Origin of the sequence: Anaerobutyricum soehngenii, assembly GCF_009697165.1 — a bacterium.
GTDB lineage: Bacteria > Bacillota > Clostridia > Lachnospirales > Lachnospiraceae > Anaerobutyricum > Anaerobutyricum soehngenii.
In genome coordinates this window covers 45,295-69,739 of the sequence record NZ_VULP01000008.1, presented here as the reverse complement: position 1 = coordinate 69,739, position 24,445 = coordinate 45,295, and the positions used below count along the sequence as shown (strand labels likewise).

General features: G+C 36.9%; 20 protein-coding genes and 1 tRNA gene. 18 read left to right on the top strand and 3 right to left on the bottom strand.

Annotated elements, in window-relative coordinates; genetic code table 11:
• Positions 1-48: 48 nt before the first annotated feature.
• From FYJ25_RS05710 to cysK, 8 genes are all read left to right on the top strand, one after another.
• Positions 49-747, top strand: coding sequence for an ABC transporter ATP-binding protein (locus FYJ25_RS05710; protein ID WP_096240291.1), 699 nt, complete (start codon positions 49-51; stop codon positions 745-747).
• A gap of 10 nt (positions 748-757) precedes the next feature.
• Complete coding sequence (locus FYJ25_RS05705; RefSeq protein ID WP_330578275.1) at positions 758-1,453, top strand: hypothetical protein; 696 nt, start codon at positions 758-760, stop codon at positions 1,451-1,453.
• Positions 1,440-2,396, top strand: a complete 957-nt coding sequence (locus FYJ25_RS05700) for a hypothetical protein (protein WP_154580768.1) — start codon at positions 1,440-1,442, stop codon at positions 2,394-2,396. The genes FYJ25_RS05705 and FYJ25_RS05700 overlap by 14 nt, the downstream gene beginning before the upstream one ends.
• Before the next feature lie 13 nt (positions 2,397-2,409).
• On the top strand, positions 2,410-2,964 hold the full coding sequence (locus FYJ25_RS05695) for an RNA polymerase sigma factor (RefSeq protein WP_154580767.1): 555 nt from the start codon (positions 2,410-2,412) through the stop codon (positions 2,962-2,964).
• On the top strand, positions 2,964-4,316 hold the full coding sequence (locus FYJ25_RS05690; RefSeq protein ID WP_154580766.1) for a hypothetical protein: 1,353 nt from the start codon (positions 2,964-2,966) through the stop codon (positions 4,314-4,316). Before FYJ25_RS05695 ends, FYJ25_RS05690 begins: the two co-directional genes overlap by 1 nt.
• 87 nt (positions 4,317-4,403) lie before the next feature.
• A complete protein-coding gene (locus FYJ25_RS05685; protein WP_243145689.1) occupies positions 4,404-5,378 on the top strand; it encodes a YitT family protein in 975 nt (324 codons plus the stop codon).
• Positions 5,379-5,680: 302 nt separating this feature from the next.
• Entirely contained in the window at positions 5,681-6,991 is a 1,311-nt protein-coding gene (locus FYJ25_RS05680) for an O-acetylhomoserine aminocarboxypropyltransferase/cysteine synthase family protein (protein WP_021907012.1), read from the top strand.
• A gap of 15 nt (positions 6,992-7,006) precedes the next feature.
• On the top strand, positions 7,007-7,936 hold the full coding sequence (gene cysK, locus FYJ25_RS05675; protein WP_096240281.1) for a cysteine synthase A: 930 nt from the start codon (positions 7,007-7,009) through the stop codon (positions 7,934-7,936).
• A 651-nt stretch (positions 7,937-8,587) separates the two neighbouring features.
• On the opposite strand, the gene FYJ25_RS05670 is transcribed toward cysK, so the two are convergent.
• The 3 genes from FYJ25_RS05670 to FYJ25_RS05660 all read right to left on the bottom strand — a co-directional run bounded on the left by FYJ25_RS05670 (position 8,588) and on the right by FYJ25_RS05660 (position 10,771).
• Positions 8,588-9,379: a 4Fe-4S binding protein gene (locus FYJ25_RS05670; RefSeq protein ID WP_154580765.1), complete on the bottom strand. Its 792-nt coding sequence runs from the start codon at positions 9,377-9,379 to the stop codon at positions 8,588-8,590.
• Between the two features lie 578 nt (positions 9,380-9,957).
• Complete coding sequence (locus tag FYJ25_RS05665) at positions 9,958-10,152, bottom strand: hypothetical protein (RefSeq protein ID WP_021907530.1); 195 nt, start codon at positions 10,150-10,152, stop codon at positions 9,958-9,960.
• A 139-nt stretch (positions 10,153-10,291) separates the two neighbouring features.
• Positions 10,292-10,771 (bottom strand): S-ribosylhomocysteine lyase, encoded by a 480-nt coding sequence (locus FYJ25_RS05660; RefSeq protein WP_154580764.1) that lies wholly within the window; start codon positions 10,769-10,771, stop codon positions 10,292-10,294.
• A 142-nt stretch (positions 10,772-10,913) separates the two neighbouring features.
• On the opposite strand from FYJ25_RS05660, the gene FYJ25_RS05655 reads away from it, so the two are divergent.
• The 10 genes from FYJ25_RS05655 (at position 10,914) to hydE (ending at position 24,366) form a co-directional block, all read left to right on the top strand.
• The gene (locus tag FYJ25_RS05655) at positions 10,914-11,867 is read left to right on the top strand and encodes a M14 family metallopeptidase (protein WP_096240273.1); all 954 of its coding nucleotides are present in this window, start codon (positions 10,914-10,916) and stop codon (positions 11,865-11,867) included.
• Positions 11,868-11,887: 20 nt separating this feature from the next.
• The gene (locus FYJ25_RS05650) at positions 11,888-12,832 is read left to right on the top strand and encodes a M14 family metallopeptidase (RefSeq protein WP_021907533.1); all 945 of its coding nucleotides are present in this window, start codon (positions 11,888-11,890) and stop codon (positions 12,830-12,832) included.
• A gap of 180 nt (positions 12,833-13,012) precedes the next feature.
• The gene (locus FYJ25_RS05645) at positions 13,013-16,771 is read left to right on the top strand and encodes a phosphoribosylformylglycinamidine synthase (RefSeq protein WP_154580763.1); all 3,759 of its coding nucleotides are present in this window, start codon (positions 13,013-13,015) and stop codon (positions 16,769-16,771) included.
• Between the two features lie 541 nt (positions 16,772-17,312).
• Positions 17,313-17,397: transfer RNA gene (locus FYJ25_RS05640), tRNA-Leu, on the top strand.
• Positions 17,398-17,475: 78 nt separating this feature from the next.
• Positions 17,476-19,323: an ABC-F family ATP-binding cassette domain-containing protein gene (locus FYJ25_RS05635; protein ID WP_154580762.1), complete on the top strand. Its 1,848-nt coding sequence runs from the start codon at positions 17,476-17,478 to the stop codon at positions 19,321-19,323.
• 14 nt (positions 19,324-19,337) lie between these two features.
• On the top strand, positions 19,338-20,603 hold the full coding sequence (locus tag FYJ25_RS05630) for a DUF1015 domain-containing protein (RefSeq protein WP_154580761.1): 1,266 nt from the start codon (positions 19,338-19,340) through the stop codon (positions 20,601-20,603).
• A 16-nt stretch (positions 20,604-20,619) separates the two neighbouring features.
• Complete coding sequence (locus tag FYJ25_RS05625; protein ID WP_154580760.1) at positions 20,620-21,420, top strand: zinc dependent phospholipase C family protein; 801 nt, start codon at positions 20,620-20,622, stop codon at positions 21,418-21,420.
• Between the two features lie 106 nt (positions 21,421-21,526).
• Complete coding sequence (locus FYJ25_RS05620; RefSeq protein WP_154580759.1) at positions 21,527-23,068, top strand: D-alanyl-D-alanine carboxypeptidase family protein; 1,542 nt, start codon at positions 21,527-21,529, stop codon at positions 23,066-23,068.
• Positions 23,069-23,117: 49 nt separating this feature from the next.
• Positions 23,118-23,312, top strand: a complete 195-nt coding sequence (locus tag FYJ25_RS05615) for a PspC domain-containing protein (protein ID WP_021907539.1) — start codon at positions 23,118-23,120, stop codon at positions 23,310-23,312.
• A 16-nt stretch (positions 23,313-23,328) separates the two neighbouring features.
• Positions 23,329-24,366 carry a [FeFe] hydrogenase H-cluster radical SAM maturase HydE gene (gene hydE, locus FYJ25_RS05610; RefSeq protein WP_154580758.1) on the top strand — a complete coding sequence of 346 codons (1,038 nt, stop codon included), beginning with the start codon at positions 23,329-23,331 and terminating at the stop codon, positions 24,364-24,366.
• Positions 24,367-24,445 lie beyond the last annotated feature (79 nt).

Below are 24,445 nucleotides of genomic sequence, written 5' to 3'. Positions count from 1 at the left end.
GGAGTCTTCTCGACTGAGATAAAAATAGAAAGAAAGGTGTTAGTGCTTATGTTTTTAGAAATAAAACAGATTAAAAAGTCTTTTGGTATAGGTGACAGCCAGGTTAATGTATTAAAAGGTATTGATCTGGGAATTGAAAAAGGAGAATTTTGTGTTTTGCTTGGACCTTCTGGTTCAGGAAAGTCTACATTGTTAAATATCATTGGTGGTATTGATGGAGCAGATTCCGGAAGTATAACGATTGAAGGAGAGCAGATTGAGGATATGACAGAGAAGAAACTGTCCTTGTATCGGAGAATACACCTTGGTTATATTTTTCAGATGTATAATTTAATTCCGAATCTTACGGTAAGGGAAAATATTGAAGTTGGAGCGTATTTAAGTGATAAACCACTTGATGTTGATGAGCTTTTACATACATTAGGACTTGATGAACATCAGCGTAAGCTTCCAAATCAGCTTTCTGGCGGACAGCAGCAAAGAACAGCAATTGGAAGAGCAATCGTAAAGAATCCAGATATTCTGCTTTGTGATGAGCCGACAGGGGCACTTGATTATAATACGTCAAAGGATATTTTAAGATTGATAGAAACGGTAAATCAAAAATATGGAAATACAGTTGTGATGGTAACGCATAATGATGCAATCAAAGATATGGCAGATCGTGTTATAAAATTAAGAGATGGAATGATTCGGAAAAATTATACGAATGAACAGAAGATTCCGGCAATGGAACTGGAATGGTAGGTGATTGGGCATGAAGAATCCTTTAAGAAAAAGATTTTTTCGGGAACTTCGAGAAGAAATCGGGAAGTATTTGGTTGTATTCATCCTTATGGCTGCAACAATCGGTTTTGTGTCCGGATTTTTAGTGGCCGATGGAAGTATGTTAACAGCATATAACAACAGCTTTCAAAAATATAATATTGAAGATGGAAAGTTTGAAACAGAAGAAAAAATATATAAAAATCAACAGGAAGATATCGAAAAAAAAGGGGTAACACTTTATGAGAATTTTTATGTAGAAAAAGCATTGCTTAACGGGACAACACTTCGTATTTTTAAAAACAGGACGAAGGTGGATAAAGTCTGTCTGATGAAAGGGAAGCTGCCAGAAAAAACTGGAGAAATTGCAATTGACAGAATGTATGCGGATAATAATAAATTATCTGTGGGAGACAGTTTGCAAAGTGGAAAAAGAAAATGGAAAATAACAGGACTGGTTGCTCTCTCAGATTACAGTGCCTTGTTTCAAAATAATAATGATACAATGTTTGATGCAGTAAAATTTGGAGCTGCAGTTGTGACGGAAGAAGAATTTTCTTCTTTTAATCAAAGTCAGCTTGTATATAATTATGCATGGACATATACCCATAAGCCAAAAACAGAGGCACAGGAAAAGAAAAAGTCCGAAGATTTTATGGAAGAACTTAGTAAAGATGTTACGCTATGAAACAAGTTATGATGGAATAGAAGAAAAAATGGAGAAGGTATTTTCGATTGAGGGAAAAAAACAAAAGGAACTTTTGAAGAAGAAATTTGAGGGACATTATAAGCATTTAGAAATTTCTTTTGAATATTCAACGATTGATAACGAGATTTTTGCCTACAACATACATGGAGCGGTAGAAAAAGTTTTTCCAGTAATGCAGAAGAATACCATTTATGCAGTTCTTGAGACTTCTGCAAAAGAATATAGGCAAAATTCTAGTCAAAATGGGAAACGTCTTGTTGCAATTAATTTAAAAACTGGTGAAATACAAAGTGAGCTGGCTTCAAAAACAGTGATTGACTTTGTGATGGCACCGAATGGCAGATATGCGTTGGTGCAATATAATCTCATCCAGTCGGATGGAAGTGTAAAGAGAAAGTGGACTTCTTTTGATTTACAGACAAAGGAAGAAAAGAACCTGGAAAAGCTAGAGAATAAAAATTTGGAAATTGATACATTGAACTTTATAGATACTACGCACATTGCAGTAGGTGGCAAGGTAAATAATGAAGGAGATTATGAAACTTTATATTACACAGATATTTCTACAGGAAAAACGAAAGAATATACCGAATGTGGAAATGTGACTCCAGAATGGAATTGCGATTATAGTGTAAAAAAGAAAACAGCATTATTTCAGAATATAGTTACAGGTAAAGAATTTTTGATGAAAAATATAGAGACAAATCCATCTTATTCCATATCCATTTATAAAGATTATTTTCTCATATGGAATGAGGAAGATTTGCCCTCTTATCTTTGCAACATAAAAGAGAAAACAGCAGTGAAATTAAATCCGCCGGAAGAGTTACGGTATATGTTACAAGTGTATTTTTCACAAAAAGAAAATGCGTTGTTATTTACAAATGAAAAAGAAGTCTATTTGGTGAATCTTGAGAAATAAAGGAGTGAACAATATGACAGATAAAGAAATTATTGCTTTATATTTTAAGCGTTCTGAAAATGCGATTGAGCAGACTGATGTAAAGTATGGAAAGCTGTGTCATTCGATTTCCATCAATATTTTAAATGATACAAGGGACAGTGAGGAGTGTGTGAACGATACATATCTTACACTCTGGAATAAGATTCCTCCGAAAGAACCAAACCCATTTAAGGCGTACATATGCCGGATTATAAAAAATCTTTCTCTGAAAAAATATGAATTTAATCATGTAAAAAAGCGAAACAGTGAGTATGAAGCTTCGCTTGATGAGCTGGAAGAATGTGTGAGTGATGGAACAGAAGCATCTGAAGCTGTAGAATTTAAAGAGTTACAAATGGCAATTAATATGTTTCTTTCTGAACTTCCAGAGAAAAAAAGAATTCTATTTTTACGTCGCTACTGGTTTTTGCAGCCGGTAAAAGACATCGCAAAAGACTATGGAATCACAGAAAAAACAGCCTCTATGCGACTTGCCAGACTTCGTGAAAAGTTGCAGCAATATTTGCAGGAAAAGGAGTTGATCTGATGGATAAAAAGGAACTGTTTCGTGCGATTGATGCCTGTGAGGATCGCTTTATTAGGGAAGCGGCAGAAGATATTCAAAAAAGAAAACCATCAATGATTCGAAGATTTTTCTTTGTAAATTCTTCAGAAAACACAGAAAAAGATATGAGAAAGCTGTCTGGTGTAAGAGTTGCTGTAGCAATTGTAATCTGTGTTATAGTGCTGAGCATTGGAGTACAGACAGCGGCTAGAGTTTCTACTGTTTTTCGTGATTGGATTGAGCAGACATTTCAGATAAAAAGTTCTTCTGATAATCAGAAAGGAAAAAATGGCAGAAGTAATGAGGAAGAAACAGGAAGAGTTCGCCGAAGAAATAACAAAGCAGATGAAGGGCAAGACTCCGTTTCACAAATTGAAAAAGTACCAATGAAAGATAGTCTTCAGATTGTGGGAACGAATGAAAGTTTTATTTATGAGAGTAAAACAGAAGGAGATTCCGATGAAATTATAGAGAAAGTTTATAGCATTAAAGATGGCAAGCTTAGCAAATTGCCAATGCAATCCTTTTCGGGCAGTTATAAGAGAAATACATTCTTTTTCCAATATTCCATCATCGGTCAGGAGATTTTCGGCTATAATTACAGCGAAAATCTAGTGCAGGTATTTGATCAGATAAATAAGCAGGGAGAAGTTTACCTTTCCGTAGAAAATGCCAAAGGAAATGAACAAATTCTTTGCGTAAATCTAAAAAGTGGAGAATGTAGACAGGTCGCAAAACCTGGGGACGGAATGAATATGAGCATGTCTCCAGATGGAAAATATATCTTAATCAATCACAGCAAATCATATTGGACTGTCTTTAACACAGAAAACGAAACGGAAAGAAAAGTAGAAGGACTTTCAGGCTATGCACTTTCTAATGAATATGATTTCATTAATGATGACCATATTGCCGCTGTTGGAGATGCATTTACCAAAAACAATACCGAATTCTATCGACTAAATTATATTGATCTTGAAACTGGAAAAGTGAAAGTATATCCTGAATATGGTGATATTAAAGGCTGCTGGACTTATCAGTGTGATATGAAGAAAAAGCAGCTAGAAATAGAGAATCTTATAACAAAACAAAAGAAGGTAATTCCTTTAAAACAGGCAGAAGATGTTCATATAATGCAGATTAATGGAGATTATGTTTTATTAGGAACAGATTCCGATGATGTGTATTATCTTTATAATTTGCAGGAGGATGCTTATAGAGAATTGGACATACCGGAAGAAATTCGGGGGACATTAGAGATGTATGTTGCAAAAAAGGAAAGAAAATTATTGCTTACGAATGAGAAAGAAGCGTATTTGGTGAACTTAAAATAAAAATTATATATAGAGGTATCAAAGATATAGATTCTGTATTATAATGAGATTCGATAAATGGAATATACATTTGATTGGAGGATTTATATGAAGAAAGTACCAATAAAAGAATTGAGAGAAGATTTAAAAAAAGAACTCAAAGAGGAACTGGTTCCTGATTCAGAGATTCTTGATAAACAGAAGATGGGAGAGGAATTATATCATAAGCTGGAAATTCGAAGGGACATAAAAGATTCGCTGATTGTTATTGTGGCTTCGATTTTATATGCGGTGAATGTAAATGTTTTTGTAAATGCGGGAAATCTGCTGCCGGGAGGTGCGACAGGAATCTCCTTGCTTCTGCAGCATATTTGCAGAACATTTTTGCATATCAGTGTGCCATATTCATTATTCAGTATACTTCTTAATGCAGTTCCGGCAACGATATGTTACCGGGTAGTTGGTAAAAAGTATACACTTCGTTCGGTTCTCTGCATTTTTGTGACCAGTATCGCAGTCGATGCGATTCCTTCTCATTTTGTTACGGATGATTTATTGTTGATTTCTATTTTTGGTGGGATTATTAATGGAACATTAATTGCTCTTATTTTAAATAGTCATGCGACAAGTGGTGGAACGGATTTTATCAGTATGATAATCTCCAAGAAAAAGGGAATCAGTGTCTGGAACTATATTTTTATGGGAAATGTTGCAGTTCTTCTTATTGCAGGATGTATTTATGGTATGAATGTGGCATTGTACTCTATTATTTTCCAGTATGCATCTACACAGATGATTAATATGATGTATAAACGATATGATAAAGATACTTTGTTTATTATTACGAAGAAGCCGGATGAAGTTTATAATATTATCTTGAAAAAGACGAATCATGATGCAACTTTATTTAAGGGTATTGGATGTTATAAAAATGAAGAAAAAGCAATGCTTTACAGTGTGGTGAATTCGGATGCGACGAGGGTGTTAGTTATGGATATTAAAAAGGAAGATCCGGAAGCATTCATTAATTACTTTGGTTCAAAAGGTATCCGCGGAAATTTTTATTACCAGGAAGAAGATTAGAAGAATATTACAAGCTGCTCATGATGACTTTTGTATTTTACAGGAAAATCATGGGATAAAAAAGAAAAAAATAAAAATCATATATTTCCTATTGACATAGTAGGATACTTCTGGTATGATAAGCCCATGAAACAAAGAAACACAAAACAAAGAGAGGTGGCAGACATGAATTTAGTAAATTCAAAGAGAAAATTCATACATAAGGATGATCGAATGTGTATGTGCTGCTGTTGTAGAGAGAATATTTAATTAGAAATTTAAAGATTAAAATATAAAGAGTACATAATATGGAGGATAAGAAAATGGCAAAGAAAACATATAAGGATAGAGATTTTAAATTTGAAACATTACAGTTACACGTTGGACAGGAAAGTGCAGATCCTGTAACAGATGCAAGAGCAGTACCTATTTACCAGACATCTTCTTTCGTATTCCATAATTCACAGCATGCAGCAGATCGTTTTGGTTTAAAAGATGCAGGTAATATTTACGGAAGATTAACAAATCCTACAGTAGATATTTTCGAGCAGAGGGTTGCAGCCCTTGAAGGTGGTGTTGCAGCATTAGCAACAGCTTCCGGAGCAGCAGCAGTAACATATGCTATTCAGAATGTAGCTTTAGCAGGTGACCACATTGTAGCAGCTAAAAATATTTATGGCGGTACATATAATTTACTTGCTCACACATTAGTAGACTACGGCGTAGAGACAACTTTCGTTGATCCTTTAAAACCAGAAGAATTTGAAGCAGCAATTAAAGAAAATACAAAGGCGTTATATATAGAAGCACTTGGAAATCCAAACTCTGAGGTAACAGATATTGAAGCAGTAGCAGAGATTGCTCACAAACATAACATTCCGTTATTAATTGATAATACATTCGGAACACCTTATCTTTTAAGACCATTAGAACATGGAGCAGACATCGTTATTCATTCCGCAACTAAGTTTATTGGCGGACATGGAACAAGTATTGGTGGTGTTATCGTAGATGGTGGTAAGTTTGATTGGAAAGCATCTGGTAAGTTTCCACAGCTTACTGAACCAAACCCAAGCTATCATGGAATCAGCTTCGTAGATGCAGCAGGACCTGCCGCATTTGTTACAAGAATTCGTGCGATTCTTTTAAGAGATACCGGAGCAACACTTTCTCCAATTCATGCATTTGTTTTCTTACAGGGCTTAGAAACACTTTCTTTACGTGTAGAACGTCATGTAGAGAATGCTCTTAAAGTTGTAGAGTACTTAAAGAATCAGCCATTAGTGGAGAAGATTAATCATCCTTCTGTATCTGAAGATCCTGAACAGCAGAGATTATATAAGAAATACTTCCCGAATGGCGCTGGATCTATTTTCACATTTGAAATTAAAGGTGATGATGTGACAGCAAGAAAGTTCATTGATAATCTGGAATTATTCTCTTTACTTGCTAACGTAGCTGATGTAAAATCTTTGGTAATCCATCCGGCATCTACAACACATGCAGAACTTAATGAGCAGGAGCAGGCAGATCAGGGAATTAAACCAAATACAATCCGTTTATCTATCGGAACAGAACATATTGATGATATCATTGAAGACTTAGATGAAGCTTTCAAAGCTGTAGCAGAATAATAGGGGGCGCTTATCATGGCAAAGGTTTATAAAGGAATTCAGGAATTAATTGGAAATACACCTTTAGTTGAGGCAGTAAATTTAGAGAAAAAGTTAGGATTAAAAGCAACATTATTATTAAAACTTGAATATTTTAATCCAGCAGGAAGTGTAAAAGACCGTATTGCAAACGGAATGATTGAAGATGCAGAAAAGAAGGGGCTCTTAAAAGAAGGTGCCACAATTATTGAACCTACTTCTGGTAACACAGGAATTGGTTTAGCAGCAATCGCAGCGGCAAAAGGTTACAAAGCTATCTTTACTATGCCGGAAACTATGAGTGTAGAAAGAAGAAATATTTTAAAAGCCTACGGTGCAGAGATTGTTCTGACTCCAGGCGAAAAGGGAATGTCAGGAGCAATCGCAAAAGCAGAGGAGCTTTCCAAAGAGATTCCTGGAAGCTTTATTCCTGGACAGTTTGTAAATCCGGCGAATCCTGCGACACATAAGGCAACCACTGGACCAGAAATCTGGAATGACACAGAGGGTAAGGTAGACATCTTCTTAGCTGGTGTTGGTACTGGCGGAACAGTAACTGGTATCGGAGAATACTTAAAAGAACAGAATCCAGATGTGAAAGTCATCGCAATCGAGCCAGCAACATCTCCTGTATTATCACAGGGACATGGCGGCGCACATAAGATTCAGGGAATCGGTGCAGGATTCGTTCCAGATGTATTAAATACAAAGATTTATGATGAAGTTTTCCCTGTAGAGAATGAAAAAGCATTTGAATACGGGAAAGAACTTGCCAAAGCAGAAGGTATTATTACAGGTATTTCCTCAGGAGCGGCGTTATATGCAGCCGTAGAAGTTGCAAAACGTCCGGAGAATGAAGGAAAGACTATCGTAGTACTCCTTCCAGATAACGGCGATAGATATTACTCAACACCATTATTCCAATAGATACTGATTTGTAGATTTGGTAATAGACGAAAAAAGAAAAAATAATACATCCCATCTGCTCTGTAGTCGCTGTGTTTAAGATACTCATCCGCATCTTAAACACGCTCCGAAGCCGCATCTGGGATGTATTATTTTTTCTTTTTTCTGGCTATTCTAAATCTACAGTTGGCAACGTGGTATGTACCAGAAGGATATGACTTTCCGGGAAATTAAATTCTGAAGAATTGACGCATTTCTTCTGGAGATTTTATCTGAATAAAAATCGTAGATTTCTGGACAAACTCCTCTCTCTTATTTTTTTAAATGATTTGTAGAATGAGGTTAGACAGCCGCTGTAATAGAACTTTTTGCTGAATTGTAAGGAAAGTATAGCAAAGAAAAGAAGATTAAATACAATTCAGTCACATACAACAATTTGAATGTCAATCCTTTAGACTTTAATTCCCCGATAATCCATAATCTTCTGGAGAATTCCCATTCTCACCAACTGTGGACTTGGAATAGTCAGAAAAAAGAAAGAATACCATATCCCAGATGCGGTTTCGGAGTGTATTTAAGATGCCGACGAGCATCTTAAATACAGCGACTACAGAGCAGATGGGATATGGTATTCTTTCTTTTTTCGTCTATACGAAATCTACAAATCAGGATTTATACTATGGTATACCAGTTTTCTTTTCTTATTCCACAAAGTGGTGCTAATTTCTGCTGTAACGCTTTAAATGGCTCTTCTGTAAAGGACTTTGCCTGTGTTGGGCAGATTCTAAGGCAAGAGCCACAGCGGAGACATTTGCTGTTATCAATGTCTTTTGGATTGCTGTCACTGATTGCTTTTACCGGGCATACATCGGCACAAAGCATACAGTAGATACAGTAGTCGTTTGTTTCAACTTTGAATGGAAATTCACCCATAGGTGGCTTTGTGTATGGAAAAGAGCCAGGAACTTCTAAGTTAGAGGTATCATATGTAACGAGAAGACGAAGGCGTTCTTTTAATTTATCACCAAATTCTTTGGCCATTTTTAAATCTTCTTCATCTGGTCTGCCTTCGGCACATTCCTTTAAGAAGGTATGCTGGCATACAAAAGAAGCTGCACCAACTGGGATAAATCCTTTATCTGTTACATTTTTCTTTAATTCCATCAACGTATCATCAATGTCACGATTTCCATATGTTGCAACAAGGACGACAGGTGTATTTAAACCGGAAAAGCGGCTTAATGCATCGACAACTGGAACGGGAACTCTGCCACCGTAGGCAGGTACACCGATGATAAGAAGTTCATTTTCTTTAAAATGATGTTCTTGCTGGCGTTCATCATAACTTGTAAGATTGATAGATTCCACTGGATAGTTTTCAAAAGATGACGCAATTCGGGAAAGAACTTTTTCTGTAGTATTTCCCGGACTAAAATACGCATAATAAACTTTAAGTAACTGCATAATAAAAACCCCCTGTATATTGAAAAAAATTACCACTAAGGGTATTATACAACATTGGATTCTGATTTGGCAAGCCAGATCAATCTTGAGTTGCGTAGCAAAACAAACAGCAGATCCCCTATATTTGTGACGCTGCTCTAAGGTCACAAATATAGGGGATCTGCTCTCTTTAAGAGCTGTTCAGTTATACCTGCAAATTCAGAATTTAATCTTGGAGATTTTCTAGAAAGTTGTGGATTTTCCAAAAATAAAATATTAAAAACCGATACGAAATTTATTGTTACATATTACAGTATTTTTATAACTTTGGTTTCATTGATACCCTGTCTCTTGTGTCTCCTTTCCAAAATCAGGTGAAAAGATTTGGGGATGATGACATGAGAAAGTGGTAGAATCCTGAGCCTGATCTAGCCAAAGAACAGCGCCCAAAGAGAGAAGCACCGCTATATTTGTGGCCTTAGAGCGAGGATTGAATGCGAGCGGATAAGCGAACATTCAACCCGCAGTGATAGAGTCACAAATATAGCGGTGCTTCTCTCTTTGGGCGCGTCTCTCCCTTTGCCTGCGGCAACCCAGAATTATTTAATTTTTTCTACAATCTGATCATATAAGTCTAAATCGCAGTGCTCCTGCTTCGTGAAATGTGTACAGTTTAAGCAGCTTGGAGTACTACATTCGCAGGAAGAATTTTTAAATGCGGATTCCTCAGATACCGGTTCATATTTGCTGCATGCTTCTGCGACTTCCTGATAGGTTTTCTTTGAACTTTTCATGATAAATCCTCCTTTTTTCAAGAATGTACTCTCGGAGTCTTTCTTGCACTTACTTTTGTAATTAAATTCTGTCAGTACCAAAATAATTTCGAGAGTACATTTATCAGGTACGGAGGTAGTATGTGAAAAAGTTAAAATATTATTCAGGATAAATCAGATTTTTTTCAGAAGGATTGTTTAACGCTTCTTTTAAATATTTTTTTGCAAGATAATTGGCCATTGGAAGATTCTGATCAAGATAATTTCCGCAGTCTTTTGCAGCAGCTCCAGGAATTTCACCTTCGTAATCAGCGATAAAAGCAAAAGTATCGCGTACAAGACTAACAACGTCTTTAGATTCATAGTCACCTGCAAGGATAAGATAACATCCAGTACGGCAGCCCATTGGTCCAAAGTAAATGACTTTTTCTTTCCATTCGTCATTATTTCTTAAATACGTTGCGGCAAGATGTTCAATTGTGTGAAGTTCTGCTGTGTTCATAACGGGTTCTCTGTTTGGAGCGGTCATACGAAGGTCAAAGGTGGTGAGAACTTCTTTTCCTACATAATCCTTTCTTGAAACGTATACTCCCGGGATTAAATCTAAATGATTTACGGTAAAACTTGCTATTTTATCCATGATATGGTTCCTCCTTATATAAAATTTGCAAAACATAATTTTATAGTATATTCTATACGAAGCTAATGATAGCTTACAAAATTAAAAAGGTCAATATAAGAAACAACAGAAATTTTTTTGATTGACAGAGGGGAGACTATATATGATAGAGACAGTAATGACGGCACAGATGCCGGTAGGACTTCCGATAAAAATAAAGAAGAACAGGTTAGAGCCGGATACGATACAGGAAAATATGCCGAGATTAAGTATTGTTGCAGGTGTTCATGGTGATGAACTGCAAGGACAGTATATTTGTTATGAACTGATTCGGCGGATTAAAGAGGAAAGAGAGAATCTGAAAGGAATTGTAGATGTATATCCATGTGTGGCTCCTATGGCACTGGAAATCAGAAAGCGTAATGCTCCAGGAGCTCTTGATATGAATGCGATGTTTCCGGGAAGTCATCATGGACATACGATAGAATATATGGCAGCAGAAGTAATTGAGGATTTAAAAGGTTCAGATTTTTGTATTGATATCCATTCAAGTGATATTTTTATTCGGGAACTTCCCCAGATACGAGTGCCGGAGAATGCAGGGAAAAAAGTGACAGAGCTTGCGCAAAAGTCAGGGATTCCAGTTTTATGGATGAACAGTAATTCTTCTTCTGTTTGGGAAGGAAGTCTTGCGTACAGCCTTCGGAGAAAAGGTATCCCGAACCTGGTGATTGAGTCGGGGATTGCACTTAAAATTGATTATGAGTACTGTAAAAAGGTAATAGATGGTATTTTTCGGATGATGAAGGAACTGGAAGTTTTTGAAGGAGAAGTTTCTCCTACGAAAAAAACAGTGACAGTAAAGAAAAACGATGTGGAAGTTATTCACTGTAATACGAGTGGAATTTTTATTCCTAAAATACAGATTGGAAGTTTTGTAAGAGAAAATCAGGTACTTGGCTGTATCGTGCGGCCGATTCTTGGGGCAGAGCTTGAGGAGGTAAAGTCTTCCTGTGACGGAATGATTTTTAGTTTGAGAGAATATCCGGCGGTTTGTGAGGGAGAACTTCTGGCAAGAATCTGCAAGGCAGAAAGACCTGCCGGAAAATATGAATAGCAAAAGGAGGACTGGGCATAATGGAAGAAAAAATATTGTATTCGATGGAATCTCCTTTTCAGCAGGAAATTAATGTAAAAGGATATTATTTCGGAAAAAATGAAGGGAAAGAACGCTCTGCTTGCATTGTGGGAGCTTTGAGGGGAAATGAATATCAGCAATTATATATTTGTTCAAAACTGATCGATGTATTAAAAAAGATAGAAAAGCATGGAGATATGGTAGGAGAGAATGGTATTTTAGTAATTCCTTCCGTAAACAATATGTCGATGGATTTTGGTAAACGTTTCTGGATTTCTGATGATACGGACTTAAACAGGTTGTTTCCGGGGAATCCGTCAGGTGAATCAGGAAGTCGTGTGGCATATGCAATTATGGAAACAACAAGAGGGTACCGGTATGGAATTCATTTACCTTCTTTTTATCTTGGAGGAACTTTTATGCCACATATCCGTCTTCTTGACCCGGAACATGGAAGCACCAGTCTTGCCAATCTGTTCGGACTTCCCTATGTTATTGAAGCAAAAAGCAGACCGTTTGACAGAACGACATTACATAACAACTGGCAAAGAAATGGAACAGAAGCATTTTCTTTATACACAGGAATGACAGGGAAAATTGATGATGAGCTTGCAACACAGGCAGTTTCTTCTATTCTGCGTTTTCTTACAAGAATGGGTATTATCCGTTATTATTCTCATAGTGGATATATCGCAAGTGTTTTAAAGGAAAGTGATCTGGAGCCAATTATGACAGAGGCGGCAGGTATCTTTATAAGAAAAGCAGAGTGTGGTCAGGAAGTAAGCCGGGGGGATGTTTTGGCGCAGATCATGAAGGCAGATAGCGGAGAAATTATTTCGGAAGTTACAGCACCAACAGACGGTATCATTTTTTACGCAGAGACAAGGCCTGTTGTCTATTCAAATCTTTTGGTATTTCAGATAATCAAGAGAATTCATCTGTAAAAAATCTAAAAATTTTTTGAAATTTTGTCGTCGATTTTTGTAAGAATTCATGGTTTTATAGAAACTGATATAAAACCATAGGAAATAGAATAAAAAAGTGATATGATAATTTAAACAGAAAATATGGGGCTGATTAATAAATTGTCCCCACAATTTAATTAAACATACTTGGAGGATGTAATGAGTCAGGTAAAGAGATTATATGTGGAAAAGAAATCGTCATATGCGGTAAAAGCAAAAGAACTTGCAGAAGAATTAAAGGCATATCTTTCCATAGAGGATGTCAGTGATGTTAGAGAGTTAATTCGCTATGATGTGCAGAATGTCTCAGCAGAAACTATGAAAAAAGCGGCAGTTACCGTATTCTCAGAACCGCCTGTAGATGATTTATATGAGGAAGATTTCCCTAAGAAAGATGGAGATAAAGTATTTAGCGTAGAATTTCTTCCTGGACAGTTTGATCAGAGAGCAGATTCAGCAGTACAGTGTCTTCAGCTTCTTGATGAGAAGGAAGAACCAATCATTCGTTCTGCAACAACCTACGTTTTCTCTGGCAATATCAGTGATGAAGAATTGGAGAAGATTAAAGAATACTGTATCAATCCAGTAGATTCCAGAGAAGCAGACGAGAAGAAACCGGAAACATTAGTTATGGATTATGAAGATCCGGCTGATGTTGCGATTTTTGATGGATTTAAAGATATGCCGGAAGAAGAATTGAAGAAGCTTTATGATTCTTTAGGTCTTGCAATGACATTTGAAGATTTCCGTTATATCCAGAATTATTATCAGGGAGAAGAAAGCAGAAATCCTTCTATGACAGAGATTCGTGTATTAGACACTTACTGGTCTGATCACTGTCGTCATACAACATTTTCAACAGAATTAAAAGATGTTGCTTTTGGTGATGGATATTACAAGCCTCTCTTTGAAAAAACATATAATGAATATCTTGCTGACCGTACGGAAGTATATGGAGACAGAAAAGATAAGTTTATCTGTCTGATGGATCTTGCACTTATGGGAATGAAGAAGTTAAAACAGGATGGACTTCTTGATAACATGGAAGAAAGTGAAGAGATTAATGCCTGCAGCATTGTTGTTCCTGTAGAATTTGAAGATAAGACAGAAGAATGGCTTATCAGTTTTAAGAATGAGACTCATAACCATCCAACAGAAATTGAACCATTTGGTGGTGCTGCTACCTGTCTTGGAGGAGCAATCCGTGATCCATTATCAGGACGTTCCTATGTATATCAGGCAATGCGTGTCACAGGTTGTGCAGACCCTACTGTTCCGATGGCAGACACCATGAAGGGCAAGCTGCCACAGAGAAAGCTGACTACAGGTGCAGCGAAAGGATATAGTTCCTATGGTAACCAGATCGGTCTTGCCACAGGATTGGTAGACGAAGTATATCATCCAGGTTATGTTGCAAAGCGTATGGAGATTGGTGCAGTTATTGGTGCAGCTCCAAGAAAGAATGTTATCAGAGAAACTTCTGATCCGGGAGATATCATTGTGCTTTTAGGTGGACGTACCGGTCGTGATGGTTGTGGTGGAGCAACAGGTTCTTCTAAGGCACATACAACAAAGTCTATTGATACCTGCGGTGCAGAAGTACAGAAAGGTAATGCCCCTACAGAACGTAAGATTCAGAGATTATTCCGTCGTGGAGAGGTAAGTTCTCTTATTAAGAAGTGTAATGACTTTGGTGCCGGTGGTGTATCTGTAGCAATCGGTGAGCTTGCAGACGGACTTCGCATTGATCTTGATAAAGTGCCGAAAAAGTATGCAGGTCTTGATGGAACAGAGCTTGCGATTTCAGAATCTCAGGAACGTATGGCAGTTGTACTTGATAAAAAAGATGTAGAGCAGTTCCTTTCCTATGCAGCAGAAGAGAACCTTGAAGCAACAGTTGTTGCAGAAGTAACAGAAGAGAAACGTCTTGTAATGTCCTGGAGAGGCAAAGAAATCGTAAATCTTTCACGTGCTTTCTTAGATACGAATGGTGCACATCAGGAGACTACGGTTGAAGTAGAGATGCCTGACGAGAAAGAATGCTACTATAAAAAGCAGACTGAACTTAAAAATGTAAAAGAAATGTGGGAAGAAACTCTTTCTGATCTTAATATATGTTCCAAGAAAGGTCTTGTAGAAATGTTTGACAGTTCTATCGGAGCTGGAACAGTTACGATGCCATTTGGTGGAAAGACACAGCTTACTCCAATTCAGACAATGACAGCAAAACTGCCTGTTTTAGAAGGCAAAACAGAGTTTACAACAATGATGTCTTATGGATTTGACCCATATCTGTCAAGCTGGAGTCCATATCATGGAGCAGTATATGCTGTTCTTGAATCTGTTGCGAAGATTGTAGCAGCCGGAGGAGACTTCCGTAAGATTCGTCTTACATTCCAGGAATATTTTGAGAAACTTGGCACAGATCCAAAGAGATGGGGTAAACCATTTGCTGCATTACTTGGTTCTTATAATGCACAGAAAGGATTTGGAATTCCTTCGATCGGAGGAAAAGACAGTATGTCAGGTTCCTTTGAAGATATTGATGTACCACCAACATTAGTATCCTTTGCAGTTGATTACACAAAGGCTTCTCATGTTGTAACTCCTGAATTGAAGAAAGCAGGCAATAATCTGTTACGTATCGATATTCCTTTTGATGAATATGGTATTCCTGATTATAAAAAAGCAGGAGAGATTTATGATACAATTCATAAATTAATGCGTAGAGATGTTATCGCATCAGCATATGCACTTGGTTCAGGCGGATTGATTGAAGCAATAAGCAAGATGAGCTTTGGAAATATGTATGGTGTGAAGTTTATGAAAGACTTTAAACTTGAAGACCTTACAAAGAAATATTATGGTTCTATTCTTGTAGAGATTCCTACGGACTGGATGGATGAAATGTCCGCTCTTCCAAATGCATTCGTAGGACGAGTTACAGATGATCCATTCTTCCAGGTTGGTGAAGAAGAAATTTCATTAAAAGAGATGTGTGATACATGGCAGGCACCGTTAGAATCTGTATTCCCTACAAAAACAAATGAAGGCAAACATAATGTATCACAGCCATTATATCGCACAAATGATATTTATGTATGCAAGAATAAAGTTGCTGTACCAAAAGTATTTATTCCAGTATTTCCTGGAACAAACTGCGAATATGACTCTGCAAAAGCCTTCCGTCGTGCAGGAGCAGAAGTAGAGACACTCGTATTTAAGAATCAGTCAGAATCTGATATCCTTGATTCTGTAGATGCATTTGAAAAAGCAATCAGCCAGGCTCAGATCATTATGTTCCCAGGTGGATTTAGTGCAGGTGATGAACCAGAAGGTTCAGCGAAGTTCTTTGCTACTGTATTCAGAAATGAAAAGATTAAAGAAGCTGTTATGAAACTTCTTAATGAAAGAGATGGCCTTGCACTTGGTATTTGTAATGGTTTCCAGGCATTGATCAAACTGGGACTTGTTCCTTATGGAGAAATCGTAAACCAGACAGCAGATTCACCAACGCTTACAATGAATGAGATTGGCCGTCATGTGTCTACTATGGTATATACAAAAGTAGTAACAAATAAGTCCCCATGGCTTCGCAAAGCAGTACTTGATCAGGTTTATGCAATCCCTGCATCTCATGGTGAAGGTCGTTTTGTTGCCAGTCAGGAATGGATTGAGAAATTATTTAAGAATGGTCAGGTTGCAACACAGTATGTTAACTTAAATGGCGAACCTACAATGGATGACCGTTTCAATCCAAATGGTTCTTATTATGCTATTGAGGGTATTACCAGTCCAGATGGTCGTGTCCTTGGTAAGATGGCACATTCCGAACGTATCGGAGACAATATCGCAAAGAATATCTACGCAAAACAGGATCAGAAGATATTCGAAAGTGGAGTAGAATATTTTAAATAAATACTGAGTTGTAGATTTCGTATAGACGAAAAAAAGAAAACATACCCTATCCCATCTGCTCTGTAGTCGCTGTGTTTAAAATGCTTGTTCGCATCTTAAACCCGCTCCGAAGCCGCATCTGGGATAGGGTATGTTTTCTTTTTTCTGACTATACAAATCTACAGTTTAACAACATGGAATGTGCCAGAAGGATATGACCTTCCGGAGATTTTCATTCTGACGAAAATCATAGAATTCTGAGCAACCCCCTTATTTCTCTCTCAGATTAAAATACTAATTTGTTATTTGTTATCAAAACCAGACAGCCGCTGAAACAAAATTTTATACTGAATTGTAAGAAAATTATGATAAAGAAAAAAAATCAAACTTATCACAATTCTTTATTTCTTTAGAAGACTTACTACAATTCAGCTCAATATCTTCTACCAAAGCGGCGTCTGTGTCCCCAGCAAATTAGTATTTTAATAAAAAAATACTTGCATTCTAAAATACATTATGTTATAATAGTTTTCGTTGGTGAGTGAAAGATATTCGCTGATAAGCAGTTGTGGCGGAATTGGCATACGCGCTAGACTAAGGATCTAGTCCGGGCTAACTGGGTATGGGTTCAAGTCCCATCAACTGCATTGTTGGAAGAAGCTGAAGACCTTTGCGGTTTTCAGCTTTTTTTGTTATTATAAAGTTTTAGAAAATGGGAGTTTGTCATGAGTGTAATAAATGTAGAACATATTTCAAAGCTATATGGAGATAAGCTGGTTCTTGAAGATCTTTCCTGTAGTGTAGATGAGGGAGATAAAATTGGGATTATTGGAATTAATGGTACTGGAAAGTCTACGCTTCTTCGGATTATCGCAGGAGAGGAAGAAGCTGATGAAGGGAAAATCATATTTTCTAATGGTCTGACTATTGGTTGGCTGGGGCAGAATCCGGAATTCGATGAAGACAGCAGTATTTTAAAATATGTTTGTGAAGGAAAAAAGATCGAAGAAGATTATGGATATGAGAGTGATGCTAAGGCAATGCTTACAGTATTAGAGCTTGAGCAGTTTGATGAAAAGATAAAGAATCTTTCAGGTGGACAAAAGAAAAGAGCTGCACTTTGTAAAGTATTGCTGCAGAAACCGGATATTTTGATTCTGGATGAGCCAACGAACCATTTAGATAATAAGATGTCTGATTGGCTTGAAAATTATTTGAGAAGTTTTCGAGGTGTTCTTTTAATGGTAACACACGACCGGTATTTTCTTGATAAAGTAACGAATCATATATGGGAAGTTGATGGTGGAAAAGTTTATTATTATGATGAGAATTATTCCGGGTATCTGGAAAGAAAAGCAGAGCGGGAAGAGAGGCAGTTAGCTTCTGAAAGAAAGCGGCAAAGTATTCTTCGTAACGAAGTAAAGTGGGTAATGCGAGGCGCCAGAGCGAGATCTACAAAACAAAAAGCACGTCTTGAACGTTTTGAGCAGTTAAAAGCAATGGATTCTCCTAAAACGGCAAAACAGGTGGAAATGGGTTCGGTAGGAACCAGACTTGGAAAGAAGACAATAGAGGTTTACGATATTTCAAAGGCATATGGAGATAAAGTGCTTTTTGAACATTTTTCTTATATATTTAAACGCTTTGAAAGAATTGGATTTGTTGGTCATAACGGATGTGGTAAGTCTACTTTAATGAAGATTTTATCAAATTTAGAATCTGCGGATTCCGGAAGTATCGAATGGGGTGAAACGATAAGAATCGGTTATTTTGCGCAGGAATGCGAAATAATGGATGAAAGACAACGGGTGATTGATTATATTAAAGATGCAGCAGAGTATGTACGTACATCAGAAGGGTTAGTCAGTGCATCAAAAATGCTGGAAAGGTTTTTATTTAGTTCAGATATGCAATATACACCAATTGCGAAAATTTCTGGTGGGGAAAGACGAAGATTATATTTGTTGAAAGTCTTGATGCAGTCTCCTAATGTTTTAATTCTTGATGAGCCTACCAATGATCTTGATATTGCTACTTTACGAGTTCTTGAAGAGTTCCTTGACGAATTTGCGGGAATTGTGATAACAGTATCACATGACCGTTATTTCCTTGATCGTACGGTAGATCGGATTGCTGCTTTCGAAGAGGAAAGAATAGTGATTTATGAAGGGGATTATACAGAATATCAGGAGAAATCAGGGAAGATAGAAACGGATGCAATTGAAAGTGTTGATTCTGGTGCGGGTCTTCATATTAAAAAGAATAATGAGAAGAAAAAAGAAGGAAGAGAAAAATGGCTTGCATCTAAAAACAAAGAAAAGCTATTAAAATTTACCTATAAAGAACAAAAAGAATTTGAAACGATAGATGAAGATATTGAAAAGTTAGAGGAAAAAATTGCTGAACTTGATGGGCAGATTAGTAAATGTGCAACAGATTTCATAAAATTGAATGAATTTATGCAGGAAAAAGAGAAGACGGAAGCCAAACTTTCTGATAAAATGGAACGGTGGGTATATTTAAATGATCTTGCTGAAAGAATTGAAGAGCAAAAGAAAGAAAAGAGAGAATAAGGAGAACAAGGGTAATGGATACGGTATTTCAAGCGGCAGATATTTTACTGCCAGAAAAAACAATAGATATGGAAAAGTGGTCCGTAATTGCCTGTGACCAGTTTACAAGCGAACCGGAATATTGGGAGAAAGTAAAGGCAAATGTAGCAGAACATCCGTCTACTTTAGATATGATTTTGCCGGAAGTATATTTAGGGCATGATGATCACGAAAAACAGCTTAAAACAATTGAATCTTCCATGAATAAATATTTGCATGAACAGGTTTTTGCAGAATACAAAGATGCTATGATTTATGTGGAACGAACAGACAGCAGTGGAAAGGTGCGTTCTGGAATTGTAGGAAAGATTGATTTAGAGCAATATGATTATCGCAAAAAAAGTACTTCTTTTATAAGAGCAACGGAAGCAACGGTAGCAGAAAGAATTCCGGCAAGAGTGGAAATTCGTAAAAATGCAGTAGTAGAACTTCCGCATGTTATGCTTTTAGTAGACGATGCTGGAAAACACGTAATAGAACCTTGTGCAGTTGAAAAGGAAAGCCTCCCTCTTCTGTATGATTTTGATCTTATGTTAGGAGGCGGTCATCTTAGAGGATATCTTCTTGGAGAAAAAGAACAGGAAAGAATCCAGAAAGCTCTTTCTTTTCTTGCGGATGCGAAATGTTTTGGAGATAAATATCATGTGAAAAACCGCCCGGTATTATTATTTGCGGTAGGAGACGGAAATCATTCTCTTGCTGCTGCAAAAGAGTATTACGAGCAGTTAAAAGCAGCATATCCAGATGAGGATTTTTCTGATCATCCTGCAAGATATGCGCTTGTAGAGATTGTGAATCTTCACAGCCCGGCATTGCAGTTTGAGGCAATTCACCGTATCGTTACGGACGTTGATGTAGAAGATTTATTAAGTAAAATGAGTGTCGCTTTGCATATTAAAAAAGAAGGAAAAGGACAGACTTTTTATACGATCTATAAAGGAAAGAAAAAGAAATGTGTGATAGATCGCCCGACATCAAAATTGACCGTAGGAAGCCTTCAGAGATTTCTTGATAGTTATCTGGCACAAAATGGTGGAAAGATTGATTACATTCATGGAGAGGATGTGGTAGAAGGCCTTGCTAAAGAAAAAAACAGTATCGGATTTATTTTGCCGGATATGGGAAAAGAAGAACTTTTTCCTACAGTGATTCATGACGGAGCACTTCCAAGAAAGACATTTTCTATGGGACATGCACAGGATAAACGTTATTATACGGAGTGCCGTAAAATAAGGAAATAAGAAAGGAAGAGATAGTATGCCGACAACATATACACATTATGCATATGGGCAGGATGTTTTTAATAAACTTCCGGAACAGATACAAAAAAGTATAGAACCTTATATGGATTATTATAATATAGGAGTACATGGTCCGGATATATTATTTTATTATCATTCTTATCATAAAAACAGTGTAAATCAATATGGAATAAAAGTGCATCATGAACCCGCAAGAGAGTTCTTTAAAAGAGCTTTTAAAGTATTTCAGGTTCAGAAAAATAAAAGGGCTGCCTGCGCATATCTTGCTGGCTTTATGACACATTTTATTTTGGATAGTACCTGTCATCCTTATGTAAGAAAGCGGATAAAAGAAACCGGAATCAGTCATACAGAAATCGAAACAGATTGGGATTTTCAGGTTTTACAAAAAGCCGGAGAGGATTTAGATCATTATAAAAGAGCCTGTCATGTAAAAAACAGGAAGGAGATCGCAATGGTGATTGCACCGTATTTTAAAAAATCTGCGAAACAAATACGGGTAAGCCTTTTTCATATGAAGCTGGTAATTAATCACATATTTCGTTCTGGATTTGGAGTCAAAAGAGCAATCGCAATGATAATTGGTGGATATGTATGTCCGGAATTAGAGATACATCATCATTTTATTCCAAGGGAGATTCATCCAGGTGATAAGGAAACCTGCCAGCATTTATGGGAACTTTATTATGGAAGTCAGGATCTATGTGTGGAGATGATAACAAAGCTTTATAATGCTTTACATAGTATGGATACTTCTTTTTGCAAGGAAAAGAGATTGTCTAGAGACTTTTCATAGAAAAATATGTTATGCACTGCATGACGGACATCTCACAGCAAGAATGTCAGGACATTCATGAAAATGAAATGAGATAGGAAATAAACATAAGATAAAGGGGAATGATATGAAAAAGAAATTAACAGGAATCGTATTGCTTTTATTGTTTTTTGCAATGCCGTTACAGGGACAGGCAAAAGTAAAAGTACCGAAAAAACAGTGCCATGCATATGCAGTGATGGATGCAGGTTCAGGAGAAGTTCTTTTTGGACAAAAAGCTAACAAAAAGATTTATCCGGCAAGTACTGCTAAGCTTATGACAGCAATTGTTTGTGTAGAGAAGGGAAATGTAAATTCTGTTATTAAAACAAAGTCCGATGTAGTATATCGCACAACACCAGGTACATACAGTCTGGGAATCGGAGCCGGTGTAAAATACACTTTCAAAGATTTATTACATATGAGTCTTATGTCTTCTGCTGCAGATGCGACAGATTCTTTGGCGGTTGGTGTATTTGGTTCAAAAAAAGCCTGCGTAGAGGCAATGAATGAGAAATGTAAAGAACTTGGGTTAAAGAAAACACATTTTGATAATCCGGTTGGTTCTGATATTGGGGCAGGATTTAACGAAACGTATGCCAGTGCAAAAGAAATGGCGGAAATTTGCCGTTATGCAATGGCAATGCCATTAATTCGAAGCACTGTAGCTAAGGCGCATTATCATACGCAAAAAGGCGGTATGGATATTAATACAACGAACTGGTTTTTAAAAGGAATGGCATATTATGACCATGATGCTTATAAAGTTATCGGTTCAAAATCCGGTACAACCAATGCTGCCGGTCATGTATTTATCGCAACAGCAACAGATGATGAAGGACATGAACTAATCTGTGCATATTTTGGAAATGTGAGCAAGGAAAGCACATTTGCCTCGATCAGAAGTTTATTTGATTATGCATTTAAGAGTTATAAAAAGGGGAAAATTACTTTAACACCAAGTAATTATGATGTGAGAAGTTCTAAAAAATATGGAGATGTTTACAGTGAATATTCTTCATTGCATTGCTACCCGGTACAAAATAACGGACTTTTTGACCCAAATAAAGCGATTACAAGAAGTCAGCTTGGTACGATGTTAGGTGCGATAGACTCTCTTAAGGATAATCCAGCATTAACCGCTTTTATTACAGAAAATGCAAATGGAACGGTCAGCACAGTGCGATTTGCACAGTTAATTCAGGAATTGTATCCGGTGACGGTTGCAGATGATAAGATAGAAGAGGCATTGTCAGCTTGTACCGGAATAGAGAATATAAGTGAAGAAACAAGAGAAGCGTATGCTTCTTTCGTATCAGGAACATTAGCGGTGGATGATTCCTGTAAAGCTGGTAAGCAGCTTATCACAAGAGGACAAGCACTTTTGATTGCCGATAAACTTGCCGATTATCAGATGAATTATCTTGCAGAACATACACAGATACAGAAGGCAGAAGTTCGTCAGATTTCCGGAGAGGATGGAACAATTACCCTGCCAGCAATGTCTTATACTACATTTAATAAAAAATGGGCGGATTCTCTTGCAGAACAAAAAGAAATACAGGAAGAACTGTCACAGACAACTACTCAGAATCAGAAAAAGAACGATTCAGACAAAAATGAAAATTAGTATTTAACAGAGTAGACAAGAATAGGTAAGAAAAAGAAAGGAGTATTTTATGGAAAACAAACTTTATAAATCATCATTAGACAAAAAAATTTGTGGCGTATGCGGAGGTTTTGCAGAATTTTTCGGAATTGATGCAACATTAATTCGTCTGCTTGTTGTTCTTTTTACATTAGCCGGAGGATCTGGTATATTATTTTATATCGTAGCCGCTTTAATTATGCCAGATGAACCGAACTATTATTAATTACTAGAGGGGAAAAATGGATATTTCAAAAAAACTTGTAGAAACACACTCTCTGAGTAAAGAAGAATGTTTAGAACTGTTTTCTTTGTTTGATGTTCCGGAAAGCATGGAATATATAAAGGAAGAAGCAGTAAAGATTCGTAAAAAATACTATGGAACGAAGGTATTTACAAGGGGACTAATCGAATTTACAAATTATTGCAAAAATAATTGTTATTATTGTGGAATCAGACGAGATAATCGGAATATAGAACGATATCGTCTCACTGAAAAAGAAATTCTTGACTGCTGTGCCAATGGAGAGAAACTTGGATTTCGTACATTTGTGCTACAAGGTGGAGAAGACCCATGGTATACAGAAGAACGAATTGCAGATATTGTTAGAAAGATAAAAAAAGCACATCCAGATTGTGCAATTACATTATCTGTGGGGGAAAAGTCTAAAGAAACATATCAGACATGGAAGGAAGCCGGAGCAGATCGTTACCTGCTTCGTCATGAAACGGCGAATGAAGAACATTATCATATGCTGCATCCGGATAGTATGCATCTTTCTAATCGAAAAAAATGTTTATATGAATTAAAAGAGCTTGGCTATCAGGTAGGAGCCGGTTTTATGGTCGGTTCACCAGGACAGACATGGGAGCATCTGGCGGAAGATTTAGTTTTTTTACAGGAATTACAGCCACAGATGGTCGGAATCGGTCCGTTTATTCCGCATCATGATACCAGGTTTGCGAATGAAAAAGCAGGAAGTGTAGAATTGACATTAAAGTTATTGTCTGTCATTCGTCTGCTGCTTCCTAAGGTACTGCTTCCAGCAACAACGGCACTCGGAACGCTAGATCCCCTTGGCCGGGAAAAAGGACTGTGTGCAGGGGCAAATGTAGTGATGCCGAACCTGTCTCCTGTGGAGAATCGAAAACAGTATGAACTTTATGATAATAAAATATGTACTGGGGATGAAGCAGCAAAATGCAAAAACTGTTTATCTGCCCGAGTGCGTTCTGCCGGGTACGAACTGGTTGAGAACAGAGGCGATTATATCGGTTAGATCATCCAGCTACTTGATGATTAATATTGGTTACTAATGTTAATATGATAAAAGCTATATTGGTAAAGAACATTTGAAA